The organism is Streptomyces sp. NPDC127119 (genome assembly GCF_042677425.1).
GTDB lineage: Bacteria > Actinomycetota > Actinomycetes > Streptomycetales > Streptomycetaceae > Streptomyces.
Map to the genome: position 1 here is coordinate 1 of NZ_JBHXTO010000002.1, position 26,570 is coordinate 26,570.

21 protein-coding genes and 2 pseudogenes are annotated in these 26,570 nt (G+C 71.2%); 9 read left to right on the plus strand and 14 right to left on the minus strand.

Features of this window, described 5'->3' with window-relative positions:
* Positions 1–85: 85 nt before the first annotated feature.
* From ACFVH5_RS01050 to ACFVH5_RS01060, 3 genes are all read right to left on the minus strand, one after another.
* On the minus strand, positions 86–1,426 hold the full coding sequence (locus ACFVH5_RS01050) for an ABC transporter substrate-binding protein (RefSeq protein WP_385831018.1): 1,341 nt from the start codon (positions 1,424–1,426) through the stop codon (positions 86–88).
* A 74-nt stretch (positions 1,427–1,500) separates the two neighbouring features.
* The gene (locus ACFVH5_RS01055; protein ID WP_385831291.1) at positions 1,501–2,457 is read right to left on the minus strand and encodes a carbohydrate ABC transporter permease; all 957 of its coding nucleotides are present in this window, start codon (positions 2,455–2,457) and stop codon (positions 1,501–1,503) included.
* 15 nt (positions 2,458–2,472) lie between these two features.
* A complete protein-coding gene (locus ACFVH5_RS01060; RefSeq protein ID WP_384808289.1) occupies positions 2,473–3,399 on the minus strand; it encodes a carbohydrate ABC transporter permease in 927 nt (308 codons plus the stop codon).
* A gap of 196 nt (positions 3,400–3,595) precedes the next feature.
* Between ACFVH5_RS01060 and ACFVH5_RS01065 the strand changes: the two genes are divergently transcribed.
* Positions 3,596–4,675, plus strand: coding sequence for a LacI family DNA-binding transcriptional regulator (locus tag ACFVH5_RS01065; RefSeq protein WP_385831019.1), 1,080 nt, complete (start codon positions 3,596–3,598; stop codon positions 4,673–4,675).
* A 276-nt stretch (positions 4,676–4,951) separates the two neighbouring features.
* Here ACFVH5_RS01065 and ACFVH5_RS01070 read toward each other — a convergent pair.
* Positions 4,952–5,080 (minus strand): annotated as a pseudogene (locus ACFVH5_RS01070) (hypothetical protein); the annotation flags it as partial.
* Positions 5,081–5,303: 223 nt separating this feature from the next.
* On the opposite strand from ACFVH5_RS01070, the gene ACFVH5_RS01075 reads away from it, so the two are divergent.
* Entirely contained in the window at positions 5,304–6,098 is a 795-nt protein-coding gene (locus ACFVH5_RS01075) for an aminotransferase class IV (RefSeq protein ID WP_385831020.1), read from the plus strand.
* 112 nt (positions 6,099–6,210) lie between these two features.
* Here ACFVH5_RS01075 and ACFVH5_RS01080 read toward each other — a convergent pair.
* Positions 6,211–6,399, minus strand: a pseudogene (locus ACFVH5_RS01080) (carboxymuconolactone decarboxylase family protein); the annotation flags it as partial.
* A 159-nt stretch (positions 6,400–6,558) separates the two neighbouring features.
* Here ACFVH5_RS01080 and ACFVH5_RS01085 point away from each other — a divergent pair.
* Positions 6,559–8,862, plus strand: a complete 2,304-nt coding sequence (locus tag ACFVH5_RS01085; RefSeq protein ID WP_385831023.1) for an MMPL family transporter — start codon at positions 6,559–6,561, stop codon at positions 8,860–8,862.
* A gap of 50 nt (positions 8,863–8,912) precedes the next feature.
* On the opposite strand, the gene ACFVH5_RS01090 is transcribed toward ACFVH5_RS01085, so the two are convergent.
* Complete coding sequence (locus tag ACFVH5_RS01090; RefSeq protein ID WP_385831025.1) at positions 8,913–10,388, minus strand: hypothetical protein; 1,476 nt, start codon at positions 10,386–10,388, stop codon at positions 8,913–8,915.
* A 201-nt stretch (positions 10,389–10,589) separates the two neighbouring features.
* Between ACFVH5_RS01090 and ACFVH5_RS01095 the strand changes: the two genes are divergently transcribed.
* Together ACFVH5_RS01095 and ACFVH5_RS01100 are read left to right on the plus strand one after the other, a co-directional pair.
* Positions 10,590–11,609, plus strand: a complete 1,020-nt coding sequence (locus ACFVH5_RS01095) for an ArsR family transcriptional regulator (RefSeq protein WP_385831027.1) — start codon at positions 10,590–10,592, stop codon at positions 11,607–11,609.
* 43 nt (positions 11,610–11,652) lie between these two features.
* The gene (locus ACFVH5_RS01100; RefSeq protein WP_385831029.1) at positions 11,653–12,465 is read left to right on the plus strand and encodes an SAM-dependent methyltransferase; all 813 of its coding nucleotides are present in this window, start codon (positions 11,653–11,655) and stop codon (positions 12,463–12,465) included.
* Between the two features lie 69 nt (positions 12,466–12,534).
* Here the strand turns inward: ACFVH5_RS01100 and ACFVH5_RS01105 are convergent, their stop codons facing one another.
* From ACFVH5_RS01105 to ACFVH5_RS01130, 6 genes are read right to left on the minus strand one after another with little or no spacing between them, the layout of a single operon-like run.
* A complete protein-coding gene (locus tag ACFVH5_RS01105; protein ID WP_385831031.1) occupies positions 12,535–13,785 on the minus strand; it encodes a VWA domain-containing protein in 1,251 nt (416 codons plus the stop codon).
* Positions 13,782–14,681 carry an AAA family ATPase gene (locus tag ACFVH5_RS01110; protein ID WP_385831032.1) on the minus strand — a complete coding sequence of 300 codons (900 nt, stop codon included), beginning with the start codon at positions 14,679–14,681 and terminating at the stop codon, positions 13,782–13,784. The genes ACFVH5_RS01105 and ACFVH5_RS01110 overlap by 4 nt, the downstream gene beginning before the upstream one ends.
* A complete protein-coding gene (locus ACFVH5_RS01115) occupies positions 14,678–15,724 on the minus strand; it encodes an XdhC family protein (RefSeq protein WP_385831034.1) in 1,047 nt (348 codons plus the stop codon). The genes ACFVH5_RS01110 and ACFVH5_RS01115 overlap by 4 nt, the downstream gene beginning before the upstream one ends.
* The gene (locus ACFVH5_RS01120; RefSeq protein ID WP_385831035.1) at positions 15,721–18,120 is read right to left on the minus strand and encodes an aerobic carbon-monoxide dehydrogenase large subunit; all 2,400 of its coding nucleotides are present in this window, start codon (positions 18,118–18,120) and stop codon (positions 15,721–15,723) included. The genes ACFVH5_RS01115 and ACFVH5_RS01120 overlap by 4 nt, the downstream gene beginning before the upstream one ends.
* Positions 18,117–18,656 carry a (2Fe-2S)-binding protein gene (locus ACFVH5_RS01125; protein WP_385831038.1) on the minus strand — a complete coding sequence of 180 codons (540 nt, stop codon included), beginning with the start codon at positions 18,654–18,656 and terminating at the stop codon, positions 18,117–18,119. The genes ACFVH5_RS01120 and ACFVH5_RS01125 overlap by 4 nt, the downstream gene beginning before the upstream one ends.
* Positions 18,657–18,661: 5 nt before the next feature.
* Positions 18,662–19,552, minus strand: a complete 891-nt coding sequence (locus ACFVH5_RS01130; RefSeq protein ID WP_385831040.1) for an FAD binding domain-containing protein — start codon at positions 19,550–19,552, stop codon at positions 18,662–18,664.
* Between the two features lie 169 nt (positions 19,553–19,721).
* On the opposite strand from ACFVH5_RS01130, the gene ACFVH5_RS01135 reads away from it, so the two are divergent.
* The 4 genes from ACFVH5_RS01135 (at position 19,722) to ACFVH5_RS01150 (ending at position 23,959) form a co-directional block, all read left to right on the plus strand.
* The gene (locus ACFVH5_RS01135) at positions 19,722–20,681 is read left to right on the plus strand and encodes a LysR family transcriptional regulator (protein ID WP_385831041.1); all 960 of its coding nucleotides are present in this window, start codon (positions 19,722–19,724) and stop codon (positions 20,679–20,681) included.
* Positions 20,682–20,791: 110 nt separating this feature from the next.
* Entirely contained in the window at positions 20,792–21,628 is an 837-nt protein-coding gene (locus ACFVH5_RS01140; RefSeq protein WP_385831042.1) for an SRPBCC family protein, read from the plus strand.
* Between the two features lie 783 nt (positions 21,629–22,411).
* Positions 22,412–22,945, plus strand: coding sequence for a GNAT family N-acetyltransferase (locus ACFVH5_RS01145; protein ID WP_384808247.1), 534 nt, complete (start codon positions 22,412–22,414; stop codon positions 22,943–22,945).
* Between the two features lie 363 nt (positions 22,946–23,308).
* Positions 23,309–23,959: a DUF4360 domain-containing protein gene (locus tag ACFVH5_RS01150; protein ID WP_385831044.1), complete on the plus strand. Its 651-nt coding sequence runs from the start codon at positions 23,309–23,311 to the stop codon at positions 23,957–23,959.
* A gap of 85 nt (positions 23,960–24,044) precedes the next feature.
* Here ACFVH5_RS01150 and ACFVH5_RS01155 read toward each other — a convergent pair whose 3' ends face one another.
* Positions 24,045–25,355: an alpha-glucoside ABC transporter substrate-binding protein gene (locus ACFVH5_RS01155; protein WP_385831045.1), complete on the minus strand. Its 1,311-nt coding sequence runs from the start codon at positions 25,353–25,355 to the stop codon at positions 24,045–24,047.
* A complete protein-coding gene (locus ACFVH5_RS01160) occupies positions 25,352–26,485 on the minus strand; it encodes a hypothetical protein (protein WP_385831046.1) in 1,134 nt (377 codons plus the stop codon). The genes ACFVH5_RS01155 and ACFVH5_RS01160 overlap by 4 nt, the downstream gene beginning before the upstream one ends.
* Positions 26,486–26,570 lie beyond the last annotated feature (85 nt).

The window sequence follows — 26,570 nt, forward strand, 5'->3', positions numbered from 1 at the left end:
GGTTCCCGGGGCCCCCGCGGTGGGGCCCCGGGGGGCGGGTCCCGCCACGGCAGGACCTGGGGGAGGCGTCGGGGGCTGGGCTCGTCTACTCGACGGTGAAGCCCTGCTCCTTGCCGTACTTGACGGAGGCGTCCTGCCAGGACTTCAGGCCGTCGGCGAGCTTGGTGTTGCCGACGTAGGCCTTGCCGACGGTGTCGTTGAAGATCGAGTTGGCGTACTGCTGGAAGGGCAGGTACGACCAGTCGTCGGCGACGTTGGCGGCGGAGTCCGCGAAGATCTCGTTGGCCTTCTGGCCGCCGAAGTACTCGAACTCGGTGTTGAGGAACGAGTCGGCCTGGAGCTCCGCGTTGGTCGCCGGGAAGGCGCCCTCCTTGACACGGCTCTGCACACCGGCGCCGGAGTTGGCGTACTCGACGAAGGCGTAGGCGAGTTCCTTGTTCTTGCCGAGCTCGGGCAGGGTCAGCGAGCTGCCGCCGTTCTCCGCGCTCGCCTTGTCGCCCTTGGTCCAGGCCGGCATGGGGGCCGCGCGCCAGTCACCGGCGGCGTTCGGGACGCCGGTGACGAAGTTGGCGGGCATCCAGGCACCGCTGGCGAGGGTGGCGATGGTGCCGTCGCCCAGGCCCTTGTACCAGTCGTCGGTCCAGCCGTTGATCGGCGCGACCAGCTTCTCGTCGATCAGCTTCTGCCAGGTGTCGGTGAACTTCTTGGCGCCCGCGTCGGAGAAGTCGACGCTCACCTTGGTGCCGTCGACCTTGTACGGGCGCGAACCGGCCTGCCACAGCATGCTGGTGGTGAAGCCCGCGTCGCCGGCGTCGTTGGCGATGTAGACCTTCGGGTCGGCCTTGTGCAGCTTGCGGGCCGCCTCGACGTACTCGTCCCAGGTGGTCGGCACCGCGATCTTGTACTTGTCGAAGACCTTCTTGTTGTAGTAAAGCGCCATGGGGCCCGAGTCCATGGGCAGGCCCCAGACCTTGTCACTGCCCTGGGTCACGGCGTTCCACGGGCCGGCGGTGTACTTGGACTTCAGCTTGTCGGCGCCGTAGGGGGCCTGGTCGCTGAGACCCTTGGTGAGGGCGTACTGCCCGAGCGCGAAGTACTCGACCTGCGCGACGTCCGGAACGCCCTTCTCGGCCGAGATGGCGTTCGACAGCGCGGTGTAGTGCTTGTCGCCCGACCGCTCGGCGACGAGGTTGATCTTGACCTTGGGGTACTTCTTCTGGAAGTCGGCGGCGACCGTCTTCAGCGTGGGCTCCCAGGCCCAGACCGTGACCGAGCCGCCCTTCTTGAGGGCCGCCTGGATGTCACCCGAGGACACCGGCTTCGAGCCGGAGCTGTCGTCGTCGGAGCCACCGCAGGCGGTCGCGCCCAGGGCGAGGACGGAGAGGACGGCGAGGCCGCGCATCAGGCGGCTGGTCGTTCTGCGCATGGAGATGCTTCCACTTCTTCGTGGGTGGGACAGGGTGAGGGTGGAGGTGGGGCTGAGGGGGGCCTGTGGGCGCGTCATTCCTTGACGCTTCCGGCGGCGAGGCCGGACTGCCAGTACTTCTGCAGCAGCAGGAACGCGGCGATCAGCGGCACGATGGTGAGCAGTGAACCGGTGATCACCAGGTTGAAGATCACGTCGCCGCCGATGGTCTGCGCCTGGTTGTTCCAGGCGTCCAGACCCAGGGTCAGCGGGTACCAGTCCGGGTCCTTCAGCATGATCAGCGGCAGGAAGTAGTTGTTCCAGGTCGCGACCGTGGTGAAGAGCAGGACGGTCACGATGCCGGGAGCGAGCAGCGGCAGGGCGACCGTGAAGAAGGTGCGCGCCTCGCCCGCCCCGTCGATCCGGGCGGCCTCCAGCAGTTCGACGGGGATCGCCTCGGTGGCGAAGACCCACATCAGATACAGACCGAAGGGCGAGACCAGCGAGGGGATGATGACCGCCCACGGGGTGTCGGTCAGTCCCATCTTGCTGAACATCAGGAAGGTCGGCACCGCGAGCGCGGTGCCCGGCACGGCGACGGCACCGATGACCACGGCGAACACACCGCGCTTGCCGGGGAAGTTGAACTTGGCCAGTGCGTAACCGCCCAGGATCGCCAGGAAGGTGGCACCGCCGGCCCCGAGTCCCACGTACAGCAGCGTGTTCAGCAGCCAGCGGACGAAGATGCCGTCGTGGTAGGTGAACGTGTCGTGGATGTTGGACCAGAGGGCGAAGTCGTCGGCGAACCACAGTCCGGACGAGTCGGCGAGCCCTTCCTGGGTCTTGGTCGCGCTGATGACCAGCCAGATCAGGGGCACCACGGTGTAGACCAGGATCAGGCCGGTCAGCACGGTCAGCAGGACGCTGCGCTTCGGGCGTCCGGCGGAGCGCTCACGGCGCTTGCGCAGCCGGGGCACACCCTTGGTCGTACCGGTGGCCGGAACGGACGCGGACGGGGAGGCGGAGGTGGCGGAACTGCTCGTGCCGCTCATGCTGCTCATTGCTGGTCACGCTCCCTTGCGCATGCCGCGAAGCTGCACGACATAGGCGATGACCATGGTGATCAGCCCCATGATGATGGCGACCGCCGCGGAGTAGTTGTGCTGCTGGCCGTTGAAGGACAGCGAGTAGGTGTAGAAGTTCGGCGTGAAGTCGGTCGTGATGGCGTTGCGCGCCAGCGGCCGCAGGATGCTCGGCTCGTTGAAGAGCTGGAAGCTGCCGATGATCGAGAAGATCGTCGCGATCACGAGGGCGCCGCGGATGGCGGGGAGTTTGATGGCGGTGATGACCCGGAACTGTCCGGCGCCGTCGATCTCCGCGGCCTCGTACAGCGAGTTCGGGATGACCTTCAGCGCGGAGTAGAAGATCAGCATGTTGTAGCCGATGAACTCCCAGGTCACGATGTTGCCGATGGAGGCCAGCACCAGATCGCTGGAGAGCGGGTCGGGCAGGGTGACCCCGAACGCGCTGTTGATGTCACCCACCAGCCCGTACTTGGTGCCGTACATGAAGCCCCACATGAGGGTGGCGACCACGGCGGGCACGGCGTACGGCAGGAAGATCGTGATGCGGAAGAAGTCCGTGCCGTAGAGACGGCCGCTGTCCAGCGCGAGGGCGATCAGCAGGCCGATGAAGAGCATGATCGGCACCTGGACGGCGAGGAAGAGCGAGACCCGTGCGAGCGAGTCCCAGAACCGTTCGTCCTGCAGCGCCTGCTGGTAGTTGTCGAAGCCGACGAACTGGGTGCCGCCGATCAACTGGTCCCGGAACAGGCTCAGATAGATCGAGTACGCGATCGGTGCCAGGAAGACGAGGGTGAACACGGCCACGAAGGGGCCGATGAAACCCCACCCCGTCCAGGAGCGGCGGTCACCTTGTGCCGGAGGCCGTGACTTGCGCGGCTTGGCGGCCGCCGGCGGTTGTAGCGTCGTCATGTCGTTCCTCGCTCGTCCCTCTCGCGAAAACCCGGCGTCCTGCGCCGATGATGTTTGCGTAAACACGAAGGCCCTCAAAGGCCCGTGGCCTGTTATGTTTACGTAAACATCTGATGGCGGCATGTCTACACTGCCCCGTTGACGGTGGTCAAGGGTCATTTGAGGAAACTACGGTTCGGAACGACGAGGGGGACGGGTGGACACAGCGGACAGCGCCTCGGCGAGCAGACCGCAGGCCGCGGCGCGCACCAGGAAACGGGCTTCCCGCCGGACGGCGAGCGCCTCGATGGCGGACGTGGCCCGGCTGGCGGGCGTCTCCTCGCAGACCGTCTCGCGTGTCTCCAACGGTTACGCGGGTGTGAACGAGGAGACGCGCCAGCAGGTGCTGGAAGCCATGCGCGAGCTGGGCTACCGGCCCAACAGCGCCGCCCGCGCGCTCAAGCGTGGCGAGTTCCGCACCATAGGTGTGATCACTTTCGGCCTTTCCACCACCGGTAACGTCCGCACCCTGGAGGCGATCGCCACCTCCGCCGCGCACGAGGGCTACGCCGTGACGCTGCTGCCCGTCGCCGTGCCCACCCAGGACGAGGTGCGCGGCGCGTTCTCCCGGCTGGGGGAGCTGGCCGTCGACGCCGTCATCGTCATCCTGGAGGTCCACCTCCTCGACGCGGTGACCCTCTCCCTGCCGCCCCACATCAAGGTCGTGGTCGCGGACTCGGACGCCGGAGACCGGTACACCGTCGTCGACACCGACCAGGCGGGCGGCAGCAGGGACGCCGTGCGGTATCTGCTCGGCCTCGGCCATGAGACGGTCTGGCACCTGGCGGGCCCCGAGGAGTCCTTCGCGGCCCAGCGCAGGGCCGACGCCTGGCGCGCGGAACTCACCGGGGCGGGCCGCGCCACGCCCCCGCTGGTACGGGGCGACTGGTCGGCCGAGTCCGGCTACCGGGCCGGCCTCGAACTGGCCGAACAGCCGGACTGCACCGCGGTGTTCGCCGCCAACGACCAGATGGCGCTGGGCCTGCTGCGGGCACTGCACGAGCGCGGCCGGTACGTGCCCGACGACGTCAGCGTCATCGGCTTCGACGACATCCCCGAGGCCGGCTCCTTCCTGCCGCCCCTCACCACCGTCCACCAGGACTTCGCCGAGGTGGGGCGGCGCTGTGTCGAGGGTGTGCTGCGGCAGATGGGCCAGGACACCCCGGAGCACGGCACGACGCTGGTCCCGACCCGGCTCGTGGTGCGGGACAGCGTGGGGGTGCCGCGCTCGCGGTAGGCCGGGCACCTCTCGGGCGACGGGCCGCCGTGAGGCCTCTACCGCTCTTCGTCGAGGAACTTCTTCGCCTCGTCCGGCGGCCCGCCGTCGAGCTGCAGCACGTAGAGGTCGAGTCTGTCCCGACGGCCGGTGTCGGCGGGTGTGTCCCGCACGGCGACGGCCGTGCCCGGGTTCAGCTCCTCGATCCGGTAGGTCGCGTACGTCTCCGTTACCGGCCGTGCCGGCCGACGACCCCTCGCCTGTGTCCTCGCACAGGGTCCGCCGGCTGCTGCCCAGCTCGTCGCTCACGGTGAAGTCCGCGTGCTGCACCCGCGTGTAGAGCTCACCGCGGAACCGGACCGCGAACGCGCAGGACGCCGCACCGCCACCGCCGTCCTCGCCGGAGGGAACCGTGGTGCAGGCCACCGCGAAGAAGAGGGACGACGCGGCGAACAAGTGAGACGGCCGGGGCGGCCCGCGCCCCGTACTGCCGTGGTGCGGGACCTGGCTGGAGCATGCTCCTTACGGCCCCGGACACGGCTCACCGGCGAGTGCCGGCCGGAAGTACTGATCATGCGGACGCGCCCGGGATGAATCCGGACGCGTCGGCGGACGTACTGACGGATGTACTGAGAGGAGAGATTCTTTGATGACACAACCGGCAACCGCAGAAGGACTGTTGGCGTGGGTGCCCGGCCACGGGCTGATCGCGGGTCTCGCGGCCGACACACAGCTGCTGGTCGCGGACTCCTGGCTGCTCAGGGACGGACAGGTGCGCGGCCTCGACCGGCACCGGGAGCGGTTCCTGCGGGCCTGCGGCGACTGCGGAGGGCCATCTCTCCACCAACTGACCGAGTTCTGGCGGGACATGACGGCGGCGCTGCCCCGCACGGGATCCTGGTTCCCGCGCGTCGAGCTGGTGGCCGGCTCCCTCCAGCTGAGACTGCTCCTGAGGCACGCCCCGCCCCTCGCCCCGGAGGTGCGGGTGTGGGCGGCGGGCCAGCCCGACCCGCGTACCGTGCCGCGCCGCAAGGGACCCGACCTGGACGTCCTGGCCCGGGTCCGGCAGCGGGCGGCCGGACAGGGCGCGCAGGAGGCGGTGCTGATCGCCCCGTCAGGCCTGGTGCTGGAGGCGGCCACCTCCAGCGTCCTGTGGTGGGAGGACGACGTCCTGTGCCTGCCTCCGCCGCAGCTGCCGATCCTGGCCGGCATCACCACGGGCCTCGTCCAGGAGCACGCCCTGCGCGGCGGGATCCAGCTGGCCCACCGCGAACGGACCCTGGACCAGCTGGCCGGCCGCGAGGTGTGGCTGGTGAACGCCCTGCACGGAATCCGTCCGGTGGTCGGCTGGGAGGGACGGCCCATGGAAGCGGGCCCGGCTCCCCGCGCGAAGGAATGGCAGGAATGGCTGGACAGCCGTATGGAACCCCTACCGGCTGACTGACCGGTTGACCGGGAATTCCCCAGAAAAGGCGTGTGCGCCGGACCGATCGAATTCGGCCCGGCGCGCAAAGCCAACTGCGGATTCGCTGATCCTTCGAGGACCGTCGGATTTTCTACCGGGCCGGTTTCGGCTGATGACCGCCCGGAACCATCCGCGTGACGATCGCGATCCGGTTGTACGCGTTGATGACGGTGGCCGCCCGGATCAGAGCCGCGATCTGCGCCTCGTCGAAGACCTCGCCGGCTCGCGCGTAGACCGCGTCATGCACCTGGCCGTCGTGCACCAGCGTCACGGCCTCGGTCGACGTTGAGGTGTGCGGCGAATTGGAAGCACCGCTAACAGCGGACCGCGGTACGAGCGTCGTTTCCGCGTGGAGTTTTCACGCGAGGCTTCCGCAGGACGGCGTGATCGAGACGTTGTTCAATGGACGAGTCCGACACATGACGTCGTAGGAGTGCGTATGTCATCGACGGGGTCCAGCTCAGGAGGGGGGCGGGACGCGGCGGGGAGGCTGCGCAGGCTGGGGGAGTGGTGTGCACGGCATTTCGTGATCGTCATCGTGGTCTGGCTGGTCGTCCTCGCGGCCGTGCAGGTCCTGAACCGGTCGTTCGGCGGGGAGTACTCGGACGACTTCTCCCTCTCCGGCGTCCAGTCGCAGCAGGGCCAGGACGTTCTGAGACAGCACGATCCGGCGGCGGGCGGCTACAGCAGCCAGATCGTGCTGCGCGACGGCAAGCAATCGCTGACCTCGGTGAGTTCGCAGCTGGGGCAGACGGTCACCGACCTGCAGAAACTGCCGCACGTCCTGGCCGTGCAGAACCCGCTGACGGCCCAGAACTCCCAGCAGTCGAGCCAGCAGTCCAGCCAGCAGTCGTCCCAGCCGTCCTCCGCCCCGTCGTCCCAGCCGTCGTCGGGGCAGTCCCCGCAGCAGAACGTGGGCCCGCTCTCCGGTGACGGCAAGACCGGATACATCACCGTCCGCTTCGACGTACAGCCGTCCACGCTCGGCGACTCGTACCTCGACGGCGTGGACGCCTCGGTCGAACCCCTGCGAGCGGCGGGAGTCGACGTCGAGTACGGCGGACCGCTCGGCGAACTCGCCAGACCCGCCCCCGACGACCGGGTCAGCGAGCTGATCGGGTTCGGTGTGGCGATCGTGGTCCTGCTCGTCGGCTTCGGCAGTGTCCTCGCGGCGGGCATCCCGCTGCTGACGGCCCTGATCAGCGCCCTCGGCGGGCTGGCCTGCCTGGGACTGCTGGCCGCGGCCTTCACCTTCGCCACGGTGTCACCGACGCTGGCCACCATGATCGGGCTCGGCGTCGGCATCGACTACGCGCTCTTCCTCATCACCCGGCACCGGCAGAACCTCATGGACGGCGACGATCCGGTGCGGGCGGCGGGACGGGCCACCGCCACGAGCGGCCGGGCGGTACTCGTCTCCGGCTGCACGGTCATCGTCGCCCTGGGCGGACTGTCGGTCTCCGGCGTCGCGTTCATCGGAAAACTGGGCGTCGCCGCGGCCGTGACGGTCGTCTCGGCCGTCGTCGGCGCGCTGACGCTCGTACCCGCCCTCCTGGGCCTCATCGGTCACCGCATCGACCGCTACCGGGTGCGCCGCCCCGTCGCGGAGACGGACGCGGAGCCGGGAGCCCCCGCCCACGGCACCTGGCACCGCTACGCCCGGCGTGTACAACGGCGGCCCTGGTGGTTCCTGGCGGGCGGTACCGTCACCGTGCTCGTCCTCGCCGTACCGCTGCTCTCGATCCAGCTGGGTCACATCGGGGACGGCGCGGACCCGAAGTCGTTCACGGACCGGCGGGCCTACGACATCATGGCGCAGGCCTTCGGACCCGGCTCCAACGGCCCGCTGACCGTCGTCGTCGACCAGACGGGTGTGCCCTCCGACCAGCGGTCGTCGCTCAAGACACAGGTGCAGAAGTCACTCACCGATGTGCCGGGTGCCGCCACGACCACCCCCCTCACGGCCACCCAGGACGGAGACGTGCTGGTCGCCACCGTCTACTCGGAACAGGCCCCGCAGAGCGCCGACACCACCGGCCTCACCAACCGCCTGGTCGACGAGACCCTGCCCCAGGCCGTCTCGGGAACCGACGCCAAGGGCTATGTCACCGGTACCACGGCAGCCCAGGTCGACTTCCGCGACATCGTCGCGGAACGCCTCCCGCTGATCATCGCGGTGGTCGTCGCCCTGGCCTTCCTGATCATCCTGATGGTCTTCCGCGGCCTGCTGGTCGCCCTCAAGGCCGCGGTCCTCAACGTCCTGTCGATCGCGGCCTCGTACGGCGTGGTCGTCGCCGTGTTCCAGTGGGGCTGGGGCGGCCCCGCCCTCGGCGTGGACGGAAAGGTGCCCATCGAGAGTTACGTACCGATGATGATGTTCGCCATCATCTTCGGCCTCAGCATGGACTACGAGATCTTCCTGCTGTCCCGGGTGCACGAGGCCTGGCTGCACACCGGTGACGCGAAGGCGAGCGTCGCCCATGCCCTGGAGATCACCGCCCGTGTCATCACCTGCGCGGCCCTGATCATGGTGAGCGTCTTCGCCGCGTTCATCGTCAGCGACAACATCGTCGTCAAGATGCTCGGACTCGGCCTCGCGGTGAGCGTCCTGATCGACGCGACCGTCGTACGCCTGCTCCTCGTCCCCGCGGTCATGACCCTGCTCGGCCGGCATGCCTGGTGGACCCCCGGATGGCTCGACCGGATCATGCCCCATGTGGATCCGGAGGGCGATCACAGCTGACCGGGGGCCGCGGCGGGCGGACGCGCAGGGCGTACGGGGCGGGCGGGTTCTCAGGGAGCGATGCCCACACCGTCGATCCGGCTCCAGGTCCTCTCCTGGCCGGACGTCATGGCCGGCCAACGCAGGCCGCCCGGACGGGCGTTGACCTTCGAGGCGTACGAACCGGGCCGGAAGTCCGGGTCGTAGAAGCAGCCGGTGCCGTGGTCGGCGTCGAAGGCGGGGCAGGACGCGGCGACCGACTTCGGCGTCGGTTTCCTGCCGGTGCGCACCCAGGAGTCCAGCGCGGAGATCGAGGTGGCGTACTCGGAGTCGCTCAGCCCGCTGTGCTCGCTCTCCCGCGAGAACGTCTGCACGAGGTACCGGTCCCGGCTCGCGCCCCGGAGACTGTCCCGGTACGCCGACTCGTGCTCGACGAACGCCGTCGGATCGTCGATCGCGTGGAGCGTGAGCACCGGGATGCCGACCTTGCCCGTCAGGTCACTGTCGTACGAGAGGTCGCGCACGGCGGTGGGGTCGGCGGAGAAGCGCTCGACGCCCGCGTTGAGCGCCTTGTCGTCGTGGGACCCGGAGTAGCGCACACCCTGGTTGCTGAACGGATTGCGGCCGCCGAGCCGGTTGTGCACGATGTCGCGGAAGGTGAACGTGGCGAACCGCAGATGCGACTCCAGCGTGCGCTCGGGCACTCCCGTGACACCGAGGATGTCGTCCAGATTGCGCTGCTGCGCGGCGGTCCGGTCCTGCGGCGCGGACTCGAAACCCGTGCACTCCTGCAGCCGCGCGCCGAGCCCGGCGGACGTCATGGTCGAGCCCTCCCGCAACCCCTCCCACAGCGGGTACTGGACCTCGGTGGGACGGGGATGGTTCTGGCAGTAGTACTGGTAGACCACGCGCAGATCCACGCGGTAGTCGTACCCGCGCGACCCGCCGCCGAGGACGCCGTTGGTCAGCAGCGCCCCGTCGTAGGGGCCGTGCTTCCCGGCACCGTAGGTCTCCACGACCTTCGCGGCGACATCGCCGCCCCAGGACTGACCGTGCACATACGTCCGCTTCGGCGTGCCGAACTCCTCGACGAACAGCCGGCGCACCTTCTCCGTGTCGGCGGCGGCCATCCGGGTCCCGTACCCACCGCGACGGTACGACGAGCCGGCCCACGCGTAACCCTCGTCCACCATCACCGACCAGCGCTCCAGGTCACCCGTGCTGCGCTCCGGGTCGGACTCCGCGCCGAGGTCGGGGCCGCCGTGCGCGTGCACGACGAGGGATCTGTTCCAGTTCTTCGGGACGGCCATCGCGTAGTAGGCGCCGTCGGCGTCCCGGCCGGTGTAGCAGGTGGCCTTGCCGGCGAGGTTCGCCGGACACTCCACGGCCGCCGGAGCGGTCGCGGTCGTGGCCGTCGCCGCGGAGGCCGGCCCGGAGAGGGTACCGAGGAGGATGCCCGCGATGCCCGCGGCGACCGCCGCCCTGCGGCGCCGCAGGAAACCGGACCCGCCCTGGATCTCCGACGTACGCGGCCTCGTCCTGTCCATGACGTGCTCTCCCTCTCCTCGGCGGCGCACCGTTGCGCGGCGGGGCCGATGCTAAGGAGCGGCGCGGCGAAAACCCATGGCTTGATCATTACGTTCATTGAGTTCGTGATCGGACCGTGCGCGACCGGAGCCCCGGGCCGGCGCGGCGGCCGTGAGATCCTGCTCCTGCGTCAGGAGCTCCGTGACTCGGGGGGATCATCCGTGCTCCACATACATTTCTCCACGGCGGATCTCAGCCGGATCCGTATCGCCCAGGACCCGGACCCGGCCTGGGAGATCCTGCTGAGCCTCCATGCCCTGGGAGGCCCGCCCGACCACGTGGTCTTCGGCCCCTGGCGGTCCGAGACGCTGACCCGCGTCGACTCCTCGACGCGCATGCTGCTCGCGCTGGCGCCACCCCGCGGGTACTCGCCCGACTTCCTCACCCCCGCCGGTGCCCCCGACGTGCGCTCCGCCGTGGACGCCGTGGTCCGTACCGGCCGCAGGCGGCTGCGTGCCGACCTCGCCCAGTTCGCCGTCCGGCGCCGGACACCGTCCTGGACGCGGCTGATGGCGGAGGGCGACACCGAGACGATGGATCGGCTCGGCAGCGCCCTGAACCGCTACCACGACCGTGTGCTCGCCCGCCGCTGGGACCGCATCCGCGCGGTGACCGAGGCCGAACGAAGCCTGCGCGCCCGCGACTTCCTGGACGGCGGAGCCGAGAGACTGCTCGGCGGCCTCGGCCCCCTGGTCCGCTGGGAGGCCCCGGTGCTGACGGTGGACTACCCCCTCCACCAGGAGCTGCGTCTCCGGGGCAGGGGACTGCGGCTGGTTCCCTCGTACTTCTGCTGGCGAAGGCCCATCACCCTGCTCGACGAGGAGCTGACACCGGTCCTCGTCTATCCGGCCAACCGCGGCCTGCACCTGCTCACGGGAACCGAACGACCGGGCCGGTCGGCGCTGGCCCGGCTGCTTGGACGAACCCGGGCGTCCGTGCTGGAGGAGATCGCCCTGTCCGGCGGAACGACGGGCGCGGACATCGCGCGGCGGCTCGGCATGTCACCCGTGTCGGCGGGCGAGCACACCGCCGTCCTGCGGAGCACCGGTCTGATCGCCACGCACCGGGGCGCCGACAGCGCACGGCACACGCTGACCCCGCTCGGCCTGGCACTGATCGAGGGACACCTGCCGATCGACGACCTGCCGTACGGGACAGGCGCGCCGGGCCCGGAGCACTGACATACTCCACGACCAACGAAGCTTGTCCTCAAGGAGGTTGCCGGTGACCCAGGACCCGTCCGCTCCCGACGAAGCGGCGTTGGCGAAGATCGACTCCACGGTGCCGCACTCGGCCCGGATCTGGAACTACTGGCTGGGCGGCAAGGACAACTACCCCGTCGACCACGCGGCGGGCGACGCGTTCCGCCAGGTCTTCTCAGGCATCACCGACCTCGCCCGCGGCTCACGTGCCTTCCTCGGCCGGGCCGTGCGCCATCTGGCCGGCGAGGCGGGAATCCGGCAGTTCCTCGACATCGGCACCGGACTGCCGACCGTCGACAACACCCACGAGATCGCCCAGCGCGTGGCCCCCGAGGCCCGCGTCGTCTACGTGGACAACGACCCCCTGGTCCTCACCCATGCCCGGGTGCTGCTGACCAGCACGCCGGAAGGCGCGACGGACTACGTCGACGCCGACCTGCACGACCCCGCGACCGTCCTGCGGGAAGCGTCGAGGACCCTGGACCTCTCACGGCCGGTCGCGCTGACGCTGATGCAGGTCAGCGGACACATCGCCGACTACGACGAAGCACGCCGCATCGTCGGCACGCTGATGGCGGCGCTCCCCTCCGGCAGCTACTTCGCGTTCAACGACAGCGTGGACACCAACAAGGGCAACGCCGAGGCCACCCGCCTCTACAACGAGAGCGGCGCGGCACCGTACCACCTGCGCAGCCCGCAGCAACTGGCCGGATTCTTCGAGGGGTTGGAACTGCTCGCCCCCGGTGTGGTCCCCATCGACGACTGGCGCCCCGACACGGGCGAGGCCCGCGCCACCGACGTGATCGCGCTGGGCGGCGTCGCACGCAAACCCTGAACCGGGCGATGCGGGGAGGCCCGGACGGAACCGGGGAGGCCCGGCCCGGCGGGACATCGGCGGCGCGGCTCACCGCCGGCGGACCCGCCGGTTGCCGTCGTCCGCGATCGCCTCGATCACCTCGGTGAGTGCCATGAGGCTGTGCCCGCTCACGAACGCGTCGCAGTGGGGGAGGGCGGCGGCCATCCCGCCGGTGCGCGGCGCGTAACCGGGCGCCGCCCTGCGCGGGTTGACCCAGACGATCCGATGAGCGAGCCGCGCGAGACGGGACATCTCGCGCCCGACCGCACCGGGATCCTCGCCCTCCCACCCGTCGGAGAAGACCACCACCACCGCTCCGCGCGCCATGCCCCGGCGCCCGTACCGGTTGTTGAACTCCGCCAGTGCATGGCCGATCCGCGTGCCGCCCGACCAGTCGCAGGCCGCGCCGCCCACCCGGCGCAGCGCCGCGTCCACACCGGAGGGACCCGTGTGCCGCAGCACCGGGGTGAGCCGCGTGAGCCGGGTCGCGAAGACGAACGCCTCCGCCGCGCCCCCGGCCGCGGCGCGCGGAAAGAGCCGCAAGTAGGCCCGTGTGTACGGCTCCATCGAGCGGGAGACGTCGCACAGCAGCACCAGCCGTCGCCGCCTGAGCCGGTCGCGGCTGCGAGCCAGTGACAGGACCTCGCCCCCCGTGCGCTGTCCGGCGCGCAGGGTGCGGCGCAGATCGATGCGCCGCCCCCGTCCGCCGGTCTCCTGGCGGCGACCGCGGCGCAACGGCGTCCGCAGCACCAACAGGGCGAGCAGCCGCTCCACCTCGGCCAGTTCACCGGCGTCGAGAGCGGCGAAGTCCTTGTGTCCGAGAACCTCGGCCGCGCTGCCCACGGAGGGCAGTGCCTCGGTCCGCCGGTCCCGGCCCGGTCTCCGCGCGCGGTGCTGCACCGCGTCGAGGGCGCCGCCCGGCAGCGGCGCGGCGACGGCGTCAGGACCGGCCCCGGGCGGCACCGGAGCCCGCCCGCCCACGGGATCGGGCTCGACGCCCGCCCCCGGCAGGGGCCGCCCGCGGTCCTGGCGCACGGACAGCGACACCGAACGCGGCAGACCCCCGAAGACGGTGTCGAAGACCCGGTCGAACGGACCGGTCTGCTCGCGCCCCGTCACGAAGGCCAGCCGCGCCGCCCAGTACAGCGCCGCCCGGTCCACCGGCGGCAGCAGACGCAGGGCATCCAGGAACCGCACCGACCGCTCCGGCGTCACCGCCACCCCGGCGCGGCGCAGTTCCGCGCCCAGCCGGACGCCGAACTCGGCCCGGTCGAAGAGCGGAACCTCCACCGCCGTCACGACCGGCGGCCCGCGACCAGCCAGTCCAGACCACGCTCGCGCACCGACTCCTGGTCCTCCCGGTACTTGAGCAGCGAGCCGAGGGTGCTTCCGGCGGTCGGCGCGTCCAGGACGTCCACACCGAGCAGCTTCAGCGCGGAGATCCAGTCGATGGTCTCGGCGATGCCCGGCGCCTTCTGCAGCTCCAGCGCCCGCAGCCGCCGTACGGCCGCCGCCACCGCGACCGCCAGCTCGCGTGACGTGCCGGGCACCCGGCGGCGCACGATCTCGATGAGCCGCTCGGTCTCCGGATAGTCGATCCAGTGGTACAGGCACCGGCGTTTCAGCGCGTCGTGGAGGTCCCGCGTGCGGTTGGAGGTGAGCAGCACGACGGGCGGCACCGCGGCCCGCACGGTCCCCAGCTCGGGAATGGTGACGGCGGCCTCGGAGAGCACCTCCAGCAGGAACGCCTCGAAGTCGTCGTCGGCGCGGTCGATCTCGTCGATGAGCAGGACGGCGGGCGCGGGGCCGGGATGGCTGAGCGCGGCGAGCACCGGCCGGCGCAGCAGATACGCCTCGCTGAACAGGTCGTCCTCGCCGATCTGTTCGTGCCGCGCCTCGGCGAGCCGGATGCCGAGCAACTGGCGGGGATGGTTCCACTCGTACAGCGCCTCGGCCGTGTCCAGGCCGTCGTAGCACTGCAGCCGGATCAGCGGGCTGCCCAGGACGGCGGCCACCGACTTGGCGGCCTCGGTCTTGCCGACGCCCGCCTCGCCCTCAAGCAGCAGCGGCTGGGGCAGGCGCAGTGCCAGGAAGAGGGCGGTGACCAGGCCGTCGTCGGCGAGATAGCCCAGGGCGTCCAGCGCGGCGCGCAGACTCCCGACCCCCGGGAGAGCGCGCTCGACGTACTCGCTCACGGAGCCCCGGCCTCCGTGTCCGCCGCCCGCGCCCGCGTGTGACGCATGGGGTCCTTCTCGTACGCCTCCCGGCAGGAGGGGCAGCAGAACCACTGCCTGCCCGCGCCGCCCGCGTCCGAGTACGGGGTGGTGGCCGCCGACCCCGCGACCTCCATGCCGCAGACCGGGTCGGTGGCCGTCACCGTCCCCGGGCCGGCCACCGTGGCCTCTGCCGCCCCTTCCGTCACTACCGCCTCAGTCGTCGGCGAGCGGACCGTCTGGACCACCTCCGCCAGGATCGACAGCGCGATCTCGCCCGGCGTACGGGCTCCGATCCACAGGCCCGCCGGAGTGCGGACGCGGGCCCGCTGCTCCTCGTCCAGCTCGTGGGCGAGCCCGGCCAGCACCGCCGCCCCGCGCCGGGGACTGGCGACCAGACCCACGTACGGCACCCCGGCCCGTACCGCCGACAGCAGGGCCCGTTCCTCGTCGCGGCCGTGCGAGGCGATCACCACGGCATGGGTCCCGGTCAGAGTCTCGGCGCCCGGGGTGCCGAGCGCGTCGGCACCGGACACCGACGAGATCGCGTAACCGAGCGCCGGGCCGAAGTCGAGCAGGGTCCGCGCGATGGGGGACTCGCCGAGCACCAGCACGCGGGGCGCGGGCCGCAGCGGTTCGAGGAAGATCTCCAGTTCACCGCCGGACAGACACGGGTTGCAGACGCTGACCGCGCCCTCCTCGACGACCGGTTCCCCGGTGCCGTCGGCCGTCTCCTCCGGCGAGATGCGCAGCAGCAGGGACTCGCCGTCACGCAGGGTCCGCAGGGCCTGGACCCGTACCGTGGCCTCCGCGCAGACCCCACCGACGAAACCCTCGATCCTGCCGTCGGCGAGGACCAGCGCGGTGTCGCCGGGGCGCGCGCTCGCCGGACGGCGGGCACGTACGACGGTGGCCTTCACGAACGGCACCCGCCGGCCGGCCAGTTCGGCCATACGCGCTTCGAGCGGCCCGGCCCGCGGCGGTACGACGGGCGGGACAGGCAGGACGGGGACGACGCGGCTCATTGCGGTGCCTCCACCTCGCCGCCCTGCAGCGCCTGCCACACCCGGCTCGGCGTCAGCGGCATGTCGGCATGGCGCACGCCGATGGCGTCGAGGACCGCGTTGACGACGGCCGGCGGTGAACCGACGGTCGCGGACTCGCCGATGCCCTTCGCCCCGAACGGATGGTGCGGGGACGGCGTGACGGTGTGGTCCAGCTCCCAGGCGGGCACCTCCAGCGCGGTCGGCAGCAGATAGTCCATGAAGGACCCGGAGAGACAGTTGCCGTCCTCGTCGAAACCGATGATCTCCATCAGCGCCATGCCGATGCCGTCGGCGAGACCGCCGTGCACCTGCCCCTCGATGATCATCGGGTTGATGCGGGTCCCGCAGTCGTCCACCGCCACGAACCGCCGCACCTTCACCGAGCCCGTACCGGGATCGACGTCGACGACGCAGACGTACGCGCCGAACGGGTACGTCATGTTGGGCGGGTTGTAGACGGTCGTCGCCTCCAGATGGCCCTCCACGCCGTCCGGCAGCTCCAGCGAACCGTGCGCCGCGAGCGCGATCTCCTGGATGGTCCTCGTCATCGCGGGATCACCCTTGACCGACCAACGGCCCTTCGTCCAGGAGAGATCGTCCGGGGAGACCTCCAGCATCGCGCCCGCGACGATCCGCGCCTTGTCCCGCACCTTGCGCGCCACCACGGCCGCCGCGGCCCCCGACACCGGCGTGGAGCGGCTGCCGTACGTGCCGAGTCCGAAGGGCGTCTGGTCGGTGTCGCCGTGCACGACGTCGATGTCCTCGGGCGGGATGCCCAGTTCCTCCGCGACGATCTGCGCGAACGTCGTCTCGTGGCCCTGCCCTTGCGTCTGCACGCTCAGCCGCACGACCGCCTTGCCCGTCGGATGGACGCGCAGCTCGCAGCCGTCCGCCATGCCGAGACCGAGGATGTCCATGTGCTTGCGGGGCCCGGCGCCGACCGTCTCGGTGAAGAACGACAGCCCGACGCCCATGAGTTCGCCCCGGGCCCGCTTCTCGCTCTGCTCCTTGCGCAGCTCCTCGTACCCCGCGAGATCCATGGCCTTGCGCAGACAGGCGGGGTAGTCACCGGAGTCGTACGTCCAGCCGGTCTTGTTCTCGTACGGGAACTGCTCCGGCCGCAGCAGATTGCGCATCCTCAACTCGGCCGGATCGGAGCCCAGTTCGTCGGCCAGGCAGTCCACCAGGCGCTCGATGAGATAGACCGCCTCGGTGACGCGGAACGAGCAGGCGTACGCGACACCGCCGGGAGCCTTGTTGGTGTAGACACCCGTCACCCGGCAGTGGGCGGCCTCGATGTCGTACGAGCCGGTGAAGATGTGGAAGAAACCCGCCGGGTACTTGGTGGGCTGCGCCGTGGAGTTGAAGGCGCCGTGGTCGGCGAGGACCTTGACCCGGACGCCCAGGATCTTCCCCTCCCGCGTCGCCGCGATCTCGCCGGCCATGTGGTAATCGCGGGCGAAGGACGTGCTCATCAGATTCTCGGAACGGTCCTCCATCCACTTCACCGGCCGCCCGGTGACGATCGATCCGACGATCGCGCAGACGTACCCCGGATAGATGCCGACCTTGTTGCCGAAACCGCCGCCGATGTCGGGGGCCACGACCCTGATCTTGTGCTCGGGGATGCCCGCCACCATCGCGTAGAGCGTGCGGTGGGCGTGCGGCGCCTGGGTGGTCGAGTAGAGGGTGAGCTTGCCGTCCACCGGGTCCATCGAGGCGACCGCGCCGCAGGTCTCCAGCGGGGCGGGATGGACCCGCGGATAGAGCATGGTCTGCTCCACGACGACGTCGGCCCGTGCGAACACCTCCTCGGTGGCCGCGCTGTCGCCCGCCTCCCAGTCGAAGACGTGGTTGTCCGTACGCCCCTCCAGGTCGTCCCGGATCACGGGAGCCTCGGCGGCGAGGGCGTGCCGGGCGTTGACGACCGGGTCCAGCGGCTCGTACTCGACGTCGATCAGCTCGATAGCGTCGCGCGCCGCGTAGTGGTCCTCGGCGACGACGAACGCGACCTCCTGGCCCTGGAAACGGACCTTGTCGGTGGCGAGCACGGCCTGCGTGTCCATCGACAGGGTCGGCATCCAGGCGAGCCCCAGACCGGCCAGGGTCTCGCCGGTGATCACCGCTGTGACCTTGGGGTGCGCCTCGGCGGCGGAGGTGTCCACGGAGAGGATGCGGGCGTGTGCGAACGGGCTGCGCAGGACCGCGCCGTGCAGCATGCCGGGCAGCTGGATGTCGTCGACATAGCGGCCCCTGCCGCGGACGAAGCGGGGGTCCTCCTTGCGCTTCATCCGGCCGAAGCCGATGGGCCGTTCGGGCGCCTGTCCCTGTGCCGGCTCCTGCGGTGTCACCGGGGGTTCGTCGACGGCGGTCATGCCTGGCTCCCCGTTGCTGTTGCTGTTGCTGTTGCTGTTTCTGTTGCCGGGGCCGTGGCTTCCGGGGCGGCGCCGGCGGCCTGTTCCCTGGCCGCCCACCGGATGGACCTGACGATGTTCAGATAGCCCGTGCACCGGCACAGCTGGCCGGAGATGGCCTCACGGATCTCCTGGTCGGACGGGTCCGGATTACGGTCCAGGAGCGCCCGGCCGGTCAGCATCATGCCCGGCGTGCAGAACCCGCACTGCAGACCGTGCTGTTCGATGAACCCCTGCTGCACGGGGTCGAGCCGGTCGCCGTCCGCCAGGTCCTCGACGGTACGGATCTCATGACCGGCCGCCATCACCGCGAGGACCGTGCAGCTCTTCACGGGCTCGCCGTCCATCAGCACCACACAGGTGCCGCAGTTGCTGGTGTCGCAGCCCCAGTGCGTGCCCGTCAGCTCCAGGTCGTCGCGGAGGAAGCGCACGAGCAGATGCCGGGGTTCGACCTCCCGGGTCCGGTCCTCACCGTTGACGTCGACGGTGATCCGCATACGTCTCACGCCTCCCCTGTGGTGCCCTGGGCGGTCCGTGCCCTTGCGACGGACCGCCGCAGGGCCCGCCTGGTGAGTTCGCCGGCCAGATGCCGTTTGTACTCGGCGCTGCCCCGGCCGTCGGTGACCGGCGAACAGTTCGCGGAGGCCAGCCGGGCCGCCTCCTCGTACAGTGCCTCGGACGGTTCGCCGCCGTTCAGCAGCTCCTGGACCGCGTCGAGGTTCAGCGCGCCCGCGCCCACCGCCGCAAGACCCACGCCCGCGTCGGCGATCCGCCCCTCGCGCAGGGTCAGGGTGACCCCGGCGGCGGCGACGGCCCAGTCGCCCGACTTGCGCTCGACCTTCTCGTAGGCGCTGCCCGCCCCCGGCAGGACCGGGATCCGCACCTGGACCAGCATCTCGCCGACGCCCACCGCGGTCTCGTAAGGGCCCTGGTGGAAGTCGGCCATGGGCACGACCCGTTCGCCGCCCTCCCCGCGGATCACGACCCGCGCGTGCAGCGCCCCGCACACCGCGGACAGGTCCTCCGACGGGTCCGCCTGGCACAGGGAGCCGCCGATCGTGCCCCGGTTGCGGACCGGCGGATCGGCGATCACCTTCTCCGCGTCGTGGACGATGGGGAAGCACCGGCCGACCAGCGGCGACTCCAGGAGGGAGCGGTGCCGGGTCAGCGCGCCGATGCGCAGCTCGTTCCCGACCTGCTCGATGTGGTCGAGTTCGTGCAGGTCGTTGATGTCGACGAGCAGTTCGGGTCCGGCGAGGCGCAGCTTCATCATGGGCAGCAGGCTGTGTCCGCCGGCCACGACCCTTGCCTCCTCGCCGTAGCGCCGCAGCAGCTCCAGCGCCTCGGCCACGCTCGTCGCACGCCGGTAGTCGAACGAAGCGGGTACCTGCACGGCACGCTCCCTCCCTTGAGGACCGGGCCGGTGCCCGGCGGTCCGGCGGCCGGTCCGGGGGAACAATCGCGCGGTCGTACGGGCCGGTCAACGGCGACTCAAGCGAATGCTTAAGTCGGCCGGTGACGGAACGGGTCCTACCGGCCGAACAGCCGCTGTAATGGCGAACATGACGCTGACTCAGCTGCGCGCATTCGTCACAGTGGCCCGACTGGGTTCCGTGAAGGGCGCGGCTCAGTCGCTCGGAGTCACCGAGGCCGCCGTCTCCGGAGCGGTCGCCGTGCTCCGCCGCGAACTGGGTGACGTGCTCTTCATCCGGGCCGCCGGCGGGATCAGCCTCACCCCGGGCGGCAGCAGGCTGGCCGCGGGCGCCGCCGAGATCGTCGGTCTCGCCGAGGAGACCCGGCACCGGGTCCGCCAGGCGAGTTCCGGCACCGCCCATCTGCGCGTGGCGTCCACCGAGGCCGGTGTGGAACAGGTGCTCCCCGCACTGCTCACGTCCTTCGGGCGCAGGCAGCCCGACCTCGACGTGGAGACCCTCGCCGTGCCGGTGGCGGTCTTCGGCGACCTGCTCCGCGACCGCCGCGCCGATGTCACCATCGGTCCGGCGCCGCGTCCGGCACCGGCCGTCGAGTCGATACCGTTCCTGCGCTTCCAGCTGGCCGTCGTCGCCGCGCCGGACCATCCGCTCAAACACCGGCAGCGGCTGGGCCCCGCCCAACTGGCCCACGAGCCATGGCTGCTGGGCCCGGCCGGGCTCGACCCGGACACGCTGTCCGGCGCGTTCCTCGCCCACATCGGAGTCGAGGCGACCGGCGCGAAGGCCTTCCCCAGCGTCACGGCCTCGCTCAACGCGGTGGCCACCGGGGCCGGTCTGTCCGTGGCCTTCCTGCACGTCGTACGCGACGACCTGCGGCGCGGGTCGCTGATCCGGCTCGATGTCACGGGCGCCCGGCTGGGCGGCATGCTGTACGCGAGCGCGCTCACCGGCGAACGCCGCTCGACGACGGCCGCCGCGCTGTGCCGCTTCGTGACGACACCGGCCGCGACGCAGGCGGTGCTGACGCGGTCCAACGGGGTTCCCATGAACGAGTTCCGTCCACCGGTCCACGTCACGATCTGGAGCTGACGTCCGCCACGGCTGTCCGTCGCGGTTGTCCGTCGGGCCGGCGGGCGTCTTAAGCAAAGGCTGAAGAGCGCGTTGACGGTCCGGCGGGCTGCGCCCATCGTGTGTCCGTCATGGACTTCACCAATGAGTTCCGAGTGAACCTGCCGCCCGACGAGGCCTGGGCCCTGCTGACCGACGTGGAGCGGATCGCTCCCTGTATGCCGGGAGCCCAGCTCACCGGCGTGGACGGCGACGCGTACAACGGGGTCGTGAAGGTCAAGGTCGGACCCATGACCGTCCAGTACAAGGGGGTCGTCTCCTTCGAGGAGAAGGACGAGGCGGCGCGTACGGCGCTGCTGCACGCGCGGGGCCGCGACACCCGGGGGCAGGGCAACGCCGACGCCCGGGTCACCGCCCGGCTCGTCCCGGACGACTCCGGAACGCACGTCACGGTCGACACCCGCCTCACGATCACGGGCCGGGTCGCGCAGTTCGGCAAGGGGATGATCGAGGAGATCAGCGGGCGGCTGCTGACCCAGTTCGTCGACAACCTGGAGGAGCAGCTGGCGGCGGACCGGCGCCGGGCTACGGCCGGCACCGGCGAACCACTGACGCGGCAGGCGCCGGCTCCGACGCCTGCTGCTGCGGCTGCGCCAGGACCGGCCACGGTGCAGGCGGACACCGGCCCGGCCCCCGGCGCGGAGACCGCGGTACCGGCCGCTGCCGCCCCGGGCACCACGGCGGCGGACGGCTCCACGGCCGGAGCCGACCAGGAGGCCCCTGCGGCAGCTCCCGCGACCCCGGTGTCGAACGGGGTCCGTCCCGCGTCCCCGCCGCCCGCCCCGGCAGCGGTGCAACCCCTGAACCTGATGAGCGTGGCTCGCGGCGCGGTCCTGAAGCGAGCCCTCCCGGCAGCGCTGCTGCTGGCCGCGATCGCCATCGGGCTGACCATCTGGCTCGCGCGATAGACCCTGCAGGCCCCGCGGCCGGGCTGCCTTGGGCGGTGGCGGTGTGCCGCGGGTCCCGTGGCCGGGGGTGCCCGAGCGGTGGCAGCTTTTCGCGGGTCCGTGGCCGGGGGTGCCCTGGACGGTGACGGTCTGCTGCCTGGTCCGCGGCCGGGGGCGCCTTGGGCGGTGGCGGCCTTCGGTGAGTCCCGCAGCCGGCGGCGCCTGAGCGGTGGCGGTGTGCTGGGCCCTGTCGTCCCACAACGGGGCGCACCTGGGCAGTGAGGTCCTTCGGACCCGCGGCCGGGTCGGCCCGGCAGACGCCGGTCAAACGCCGGTCTTGCGCCGGTTTCTTAGCGGCCCCGCCGCCGGGCTCACCCGGACTGCGGCGGTGCGTCCCGCCCGCCGGTTCCGAGGCCCGGTTCGCGCGGGCAACCACGGTGTCCCGCCGGGCTCGCGCGGCGCCCCGCGTGTCAGCGGGGCACGGGTGTCAGCGGTGCCCGGCGTCTCAGCCGCGCCCCGCGCCCCGCGTGCCGCGTCCGGCGTGTCAGCTGCGCCCGCGTGGCAGCGGTGCCTGGCGTGTCAGCCGTGCCCGGCGTGCCGCGCCCCGCGTGCCGAGCCCGGCGTGTCAGCCGCGCCCGCATGGCAGCGGTGCCCGGCGTCTCAGCCGCGCCCGGCGTGTCAGCCGCGCCCGCGTGTCAGCGGTGCACGCTGTGGGCGGTCGCGCGGGCGGCGCGGCCGTCCGGTGGGGGCGCGAGCGAGCTCGCGGATTTCGCACTCACGCCCGCGTATCGACAGGATGGGGGCATGAACGACATCCGTACCCCCCGCCTGCTGCTGCGCCGCTGGCAGGACGACGACCTCCTGCCCCTGTCCGAGATCCACGCCGACCCCACGGTGATGCAGTGGATCGGTGACGGCCTGCCGCGGTCCCTTGAGGAGACCGCGGAGCAGATCGAGGCGTGGGAGGAGGAGTGGGACGACGAGGGTTTCGGGGTCTTCGCCGTCGAACTCCTCGGCTCGGGAGAACTCGCCGGAGCCGTCGGCCTGTACGTCCCCGACTCCCCGCCCGAGATCGCGGACCGGATCGCCATCACCTGGCGGCTCGGACGGGTCTACTGGGGACAGGGGTACGCGTCGGAGGCCGCCCACGCCGCGCTCGAGTTCGCCCTCCAGGACCGTGGCATCGACCGGGTCGTCGCCGCGCCCCGGCCGGGCGACAGCGCCTCCGCGAACGTGCTGGAGAAGCTCGGTATGAAGATGGAGGGTGCCGTACAGGACCCGGTCCATGGATACGACCTCCGGCTGTACACGATCGACCTCACGGAGTACGAGGGCTGACGGACCCGGCGCGCGCACGGCCGTCGGCGGACCTGTCGGCGGCCGGTGCACAAATGGCTGGAGTTCGCCCTGGCCCGGCACGGTCGGGCTTCGTACGATGCGATCGCTCCCGGCCTTCACAGCGCCTTCATCGAACCTTCACAGGGTCGGGTCCGAGCGCGCCTCCGCGTGATGCACATGTAGTTGATCGATTGACATGTGCATGACTGTCCGTGCGCTCTGCCGTTCCTGCGCTCCCTGCCCGATCGTCTGATCCCAAGCACCTGGTCCGCGACGGCCCCTGCACATGGGGGCCGCACCCCCCATTTCGCGGCGGGGCACGCTGCCCGCCGCCGGAACACCGACGCAACGGATTGGAACACCATGACCGGCGGACTGCTTCTGAGCGGCGCCATCGCCGCTCTCTTCGCCACCGCACTGCCCGCGCACGACCCGTCGAGCGCGATCGTCGACCCGCCCCCGGACAAGATCGTCATCAACGTCGCCACCGTGAACGGCTCCGGCTGTCCCGCGGGCACCGCCGCCGTCGCCGTGTCCCCGGACAACACCGCCTTCACGGTGACCTACAGCGACTACCTCGCCCAGGTGGGAGGCAACTCCGATCCCACCGCGTTCCGCAAGAACTGCCAGCTCAACCTGGTCGTCGCCGTGCCGGGCGGCTTCACGTACGCCATCGCCAGCGCGGACTACCGCGGCTTCGCCTCGCTCAAGGCGGGGGCGACCAGCACCGAGAAGGCCTCGTACTACTTCCAGGGCTCGTCGAACACGGCCTCCATCACGCACCCCTTCAGAGGCCCGCTCGTCGACAACTGGCAGGCCACGGACACCACGGAATGGGCCCAACTGGTCTGGGCGCCCTGCGGTGTCCAGCGGAACTTCAACATCAACACCGAGATCCGCGTCAACGCGGGCACGTCGGCTCCCAGCAGCACCAGCTTCATGACCATGGACTCGACGGACGGTGAACTCAGCACCATCTACCACCTGGCATGGAAGGAGTGCCCCGCCGCCTGAGAACCTGAAGGGCCCGCACCGGGTCCCCTCGGCCGGCTCCTCCGCACCGGGAGCCGGCCGAGGGCGTACCACCGGCCTACGGGATTCAGCCGCCGGGGCCGGCGCAGATGTGCTCGGGCGGCCGGAACGAGCGGGCGTCGTCCGCGTCCTCGTCCACCTGGACCCGTATGGTCTCCAACTGCCGGAGCAGCGAGTCGAGATGTTTCCTCGCGGGGTCGCGGAAGAACTCCAGGACCGCCCGGTGGAAGGCGTCCCGCAGCTCCGGCGGCATCACGTCGGAGGCGTCGAAACACAGGGCCTGGGCCGTCGAGTTGAGCAGGTGGTCGATCTCCTGCTCGACGGGGTTCGCCGACTCCGTGGGAGGCAGCCCCTTCGTGTCCGGGAACAGCGGACGCACCGCCGGGTCCGCCTCGGCCCGCCATCGCGCCCGCCCGGCCGGGCTCGACAGCCGCTCGACCAGTTCCTGGGCGTCGGGGTCGTCGCTGAAGACGGCGGCCATGTCCCCGGCGACCTCGAACGTGTCGCGGTTCTCGGCCCGCCCGCGCAGGAACCGGGCCGACGGCTCCACACGGATGTCGTCGCCCGCGTACACGTACCGGATGAAGGCGCTCTGGTGTTCGTGGGTGCACTCGAAGCCGGGGGAGTTCAGCAGTCCGCGGGGCCCCGCAGGTCCGGACGTGCCCTCGTACGACGTCGTCAGCGACTGCTCCACGGAGTCGTCGGTGCGGCCGTCGAGCAGCTCCGCCCAGGTCGTCCACGCCCGTACGACGTCAGGGTCGCGCCAGCTGAGCCTGCTCGTGGCCCATTGCTCGTAGCGGCCGGGACCCGCCTGGTGGAGCATGATGTCCTCGATCCAGTCCGTACCGGGCCAGCCCGAGGTGGCCTGCGAGGCGAGCCCCACGCACCACGTCGGATCGTCGCTCGGCGTGCCCTTCTTGCTCCACACCAGGCTCTTCAGGTCGACCTTCAGCGGCACCCAGTAGGTGCGGCTGCTGCCGTCCACCAGGATCTCCGGAGACCACGGGGAGAAGGCGCGTTCGAGGGTCGGCGAGGCGAGCGGCTTCAGTTTGTCGCGGCGGGCGTACTCGGTGAGTTCGCCGATGCTGTTCAGGACCGCCACGTCCGGCGGGGTGTCCGCCTCGAGCTGCGAGACGAGGGTTTCGCGCAGGGAGCGGGTGCCCTCGTAGGTGTAGGTCCTGCCGGTCCCGTCGTCGAGCCGCTGGAGCGCGGCCTCGAAGGCCTCGCCCTCCTTGCCGGTCCACGGGCCGAGCACGACGAGGGGGTCGGGGGCGTCCGAGGAGCAGCCGGGAACCAGGGCCAGCAGACATCCGGCCATCACGACACGCAGCCCCCGCAGGACACGCATGCCGCGCAGGGCGGTCGGTGGGCGGCTCATGAGACGGCTCCCGGACGGGCGACCACGAGATACTCGCGGCGGTACGCGTGCAGGGCGCCGCCGACGAGACCGGCGGCGAGCAGACCGGCGGGCAGGACGAAGGGCGCGACTCCGTCGAGGAAGGGGAGCCGGCCGTCGGACAGCGTCTCGTCGATCCGGGTCTCCAGTACCTCGATGGCCTGTGGGTCGGGGCCGTCGAAGGGGCGTTCCTCGGCGATCGTCTCCGTCTCCGCGGAGGTCCGCTCGGCGAGCGCGTCGGCCAGGGGAGCGGACCGCGCCTGGGCGTTCTGCGCGAGCAGCGCGTCGGCCGCCAGGAGCGGCACGGCGAGCAGCGGCAGGGCGGCCGCCGCCAGCGGAACACTGAGCCGGATGCGGAAGCGGCGGCGCAGGAACACCACGGTGCGCCACAGCCCGACGGCGAGCAGCACCAGAGCGAGACCGGAGACCACGGCCGCGGTGAGCACGCCCCCGCCCCAGGCGGCGCGTTCCGCGAGCCGTTCGTGCAACTCCCGCTCCAGCCCCGTGACGCGGTCCACGATCGAGGTCGCGCCAGAACCGGTCGCCGCAGGACACGGCGGGTAGCGGTCCTGGCGGTCCGCGGCGGCGACCGGCTCCGAACAGAGCATGCTGCGCGCGTAGGTCAGCTCGGCGTCCCGCAGCACCGCGTCGTTCGCGTGGCCCTGGGCGCGGCCGATCCACCCCGTGTAGTCGACGACCAGCGCGGACACCACACGCAGCTCCTGCTCCTCGGCCACGGTCAGGGCTCCGCTGCGGGTGAGCTGGTTGAGGCTCTGCGTCGCCCGCGCCACCCGCGTGCGGTACCGCTCGCTGAGGCCGCCGAGTTCGGCCGCTCCCGCCTCGGCGAGGTTCTTCTCGGCCTCGCCCTGCGCGATGAACAGCGACGCCTTGGCGTTCGCGAGGCCCACCAGCGCGGGCGCCAGCCGGTCCCGCAGATACGCCGAGTCGTCCCGTACGTCCCTGTACGCCCACCCGAGCGTGCCGAACGCCACCACGATGAGCAGGGGCAGCGCGATGAGCCGGTCCCGCAGGAACACCCGGTTGCGGCGGCCGGTGGGCGAGGGCCACAGATAGCGCCAGAGCCGGCGGGCGAGTTCGGCGACGACGACCACCGCTCCCCGCGCGGCCCGGCGGGGACGGGCGAGCGGTGGGGTCGCGGGCGGCGCGATTGCGACATCCGTGCCCCGGGCCGTACGT

Coding starts and splice junctions, on each gene's coding strand:
- ACFVH5_RS01050 (WP_385831018.1), bottom strand. CDS start 1,426: ATGCGCAGAACGACCAGCCGCCTGATGCGCGGCCTCGCCGTCCTCTCC.
- ACFVH5_RS01055 (WP_385831291.1), bottom strand. CDS start 2,457: ATGAGCGGCACGAGCAGTTCCGCCACCTCCGCCTCCCCGTCCGCGTCC.
- ACFVH5_RS01060 (WP_384808289.1), bottom strand. CDS start 3,399: ATGACGACGCTACAACCGCCGGCGGCCGCCAAGCCGCGCAAGTCACGG.
- ACFVH5_RS01075 (WP_385831020.1), top strand. CDS start 5,304: ATGACACAACCGGCAACCGCAGAAGGACTGTTGGCGTGGGTGCCCGGC.
- ACFVH5_RS01085 (WP_385831023.1), top strand. CDS start 6,559: ATGTCATCGACGGGGTCCAGCTCAGGAGGGGGGCGGGACGCGGCGGGG.
- ACFVH5_RS01090 (WP_385831025.1), bottom strand. CDS start 10,388: ATGGACAGGACGAGGCCGCGTACGTCGGAGATCCAGGGCGGGTCCGGT.
- ACFVH5_RS01115 (WP_385831034.1), bottom strand. CDS start 15,724: ATGAGCCGCGTCGTCCCCGTCCTGCCTGTCCCGCCCGTCGTACCGCCG.
- ACFVH5_RS01120 (WP_385831035.1), bottom strand. CDS start 18,120: ATGACCGCCGTCGACGAACCCCCGGTGACACCGCAGGAGCCGGCACAG.
- ACFVH5_RS01125 (WP_385831038.1), bottom strand. CDS start 18,656: ATGCGGATCACCGTCGACGTCAACGGTGAGGACCGGACCCGGGAGGTC.
- ACFVH5_RS01135 (WP_385831041.1), top strand. CDS start 19,722: ATGACGCTGACTCAGCTGCGCGCATTCGTCACAGTGGCCCGACTGGGT.
- ACFVH5_RS01140 (WP_385831042.1), top strand. CDS start 20,792: ATGGACTTCACCAATGAGTTCCGAGTGAACCTGCCGCCCGACGAGGCC.
- ACFVH5_RS01145 (WP_384808247.1), top strand. CDS start 22,412: ATGAACGACATCCGTACCCCCCGCCTGCTGCTGCGCCGCTGGCAGGAC.
- ACFVH5_RS01150 (WP_385831044.1), top strand. CDS start 23,309: ATGACCGGCGGACTGCTTCTGAGCGGCGCCATCGCCGCTCTCTTCGCC.
- ACFVH5_RS01155 (WP_385831045.1), bottom strand. CDS start 25,355: ATGAGCCGCCCACCGACCGCCCTGCGCGGCATGCGTGTCCTGCGGGGG.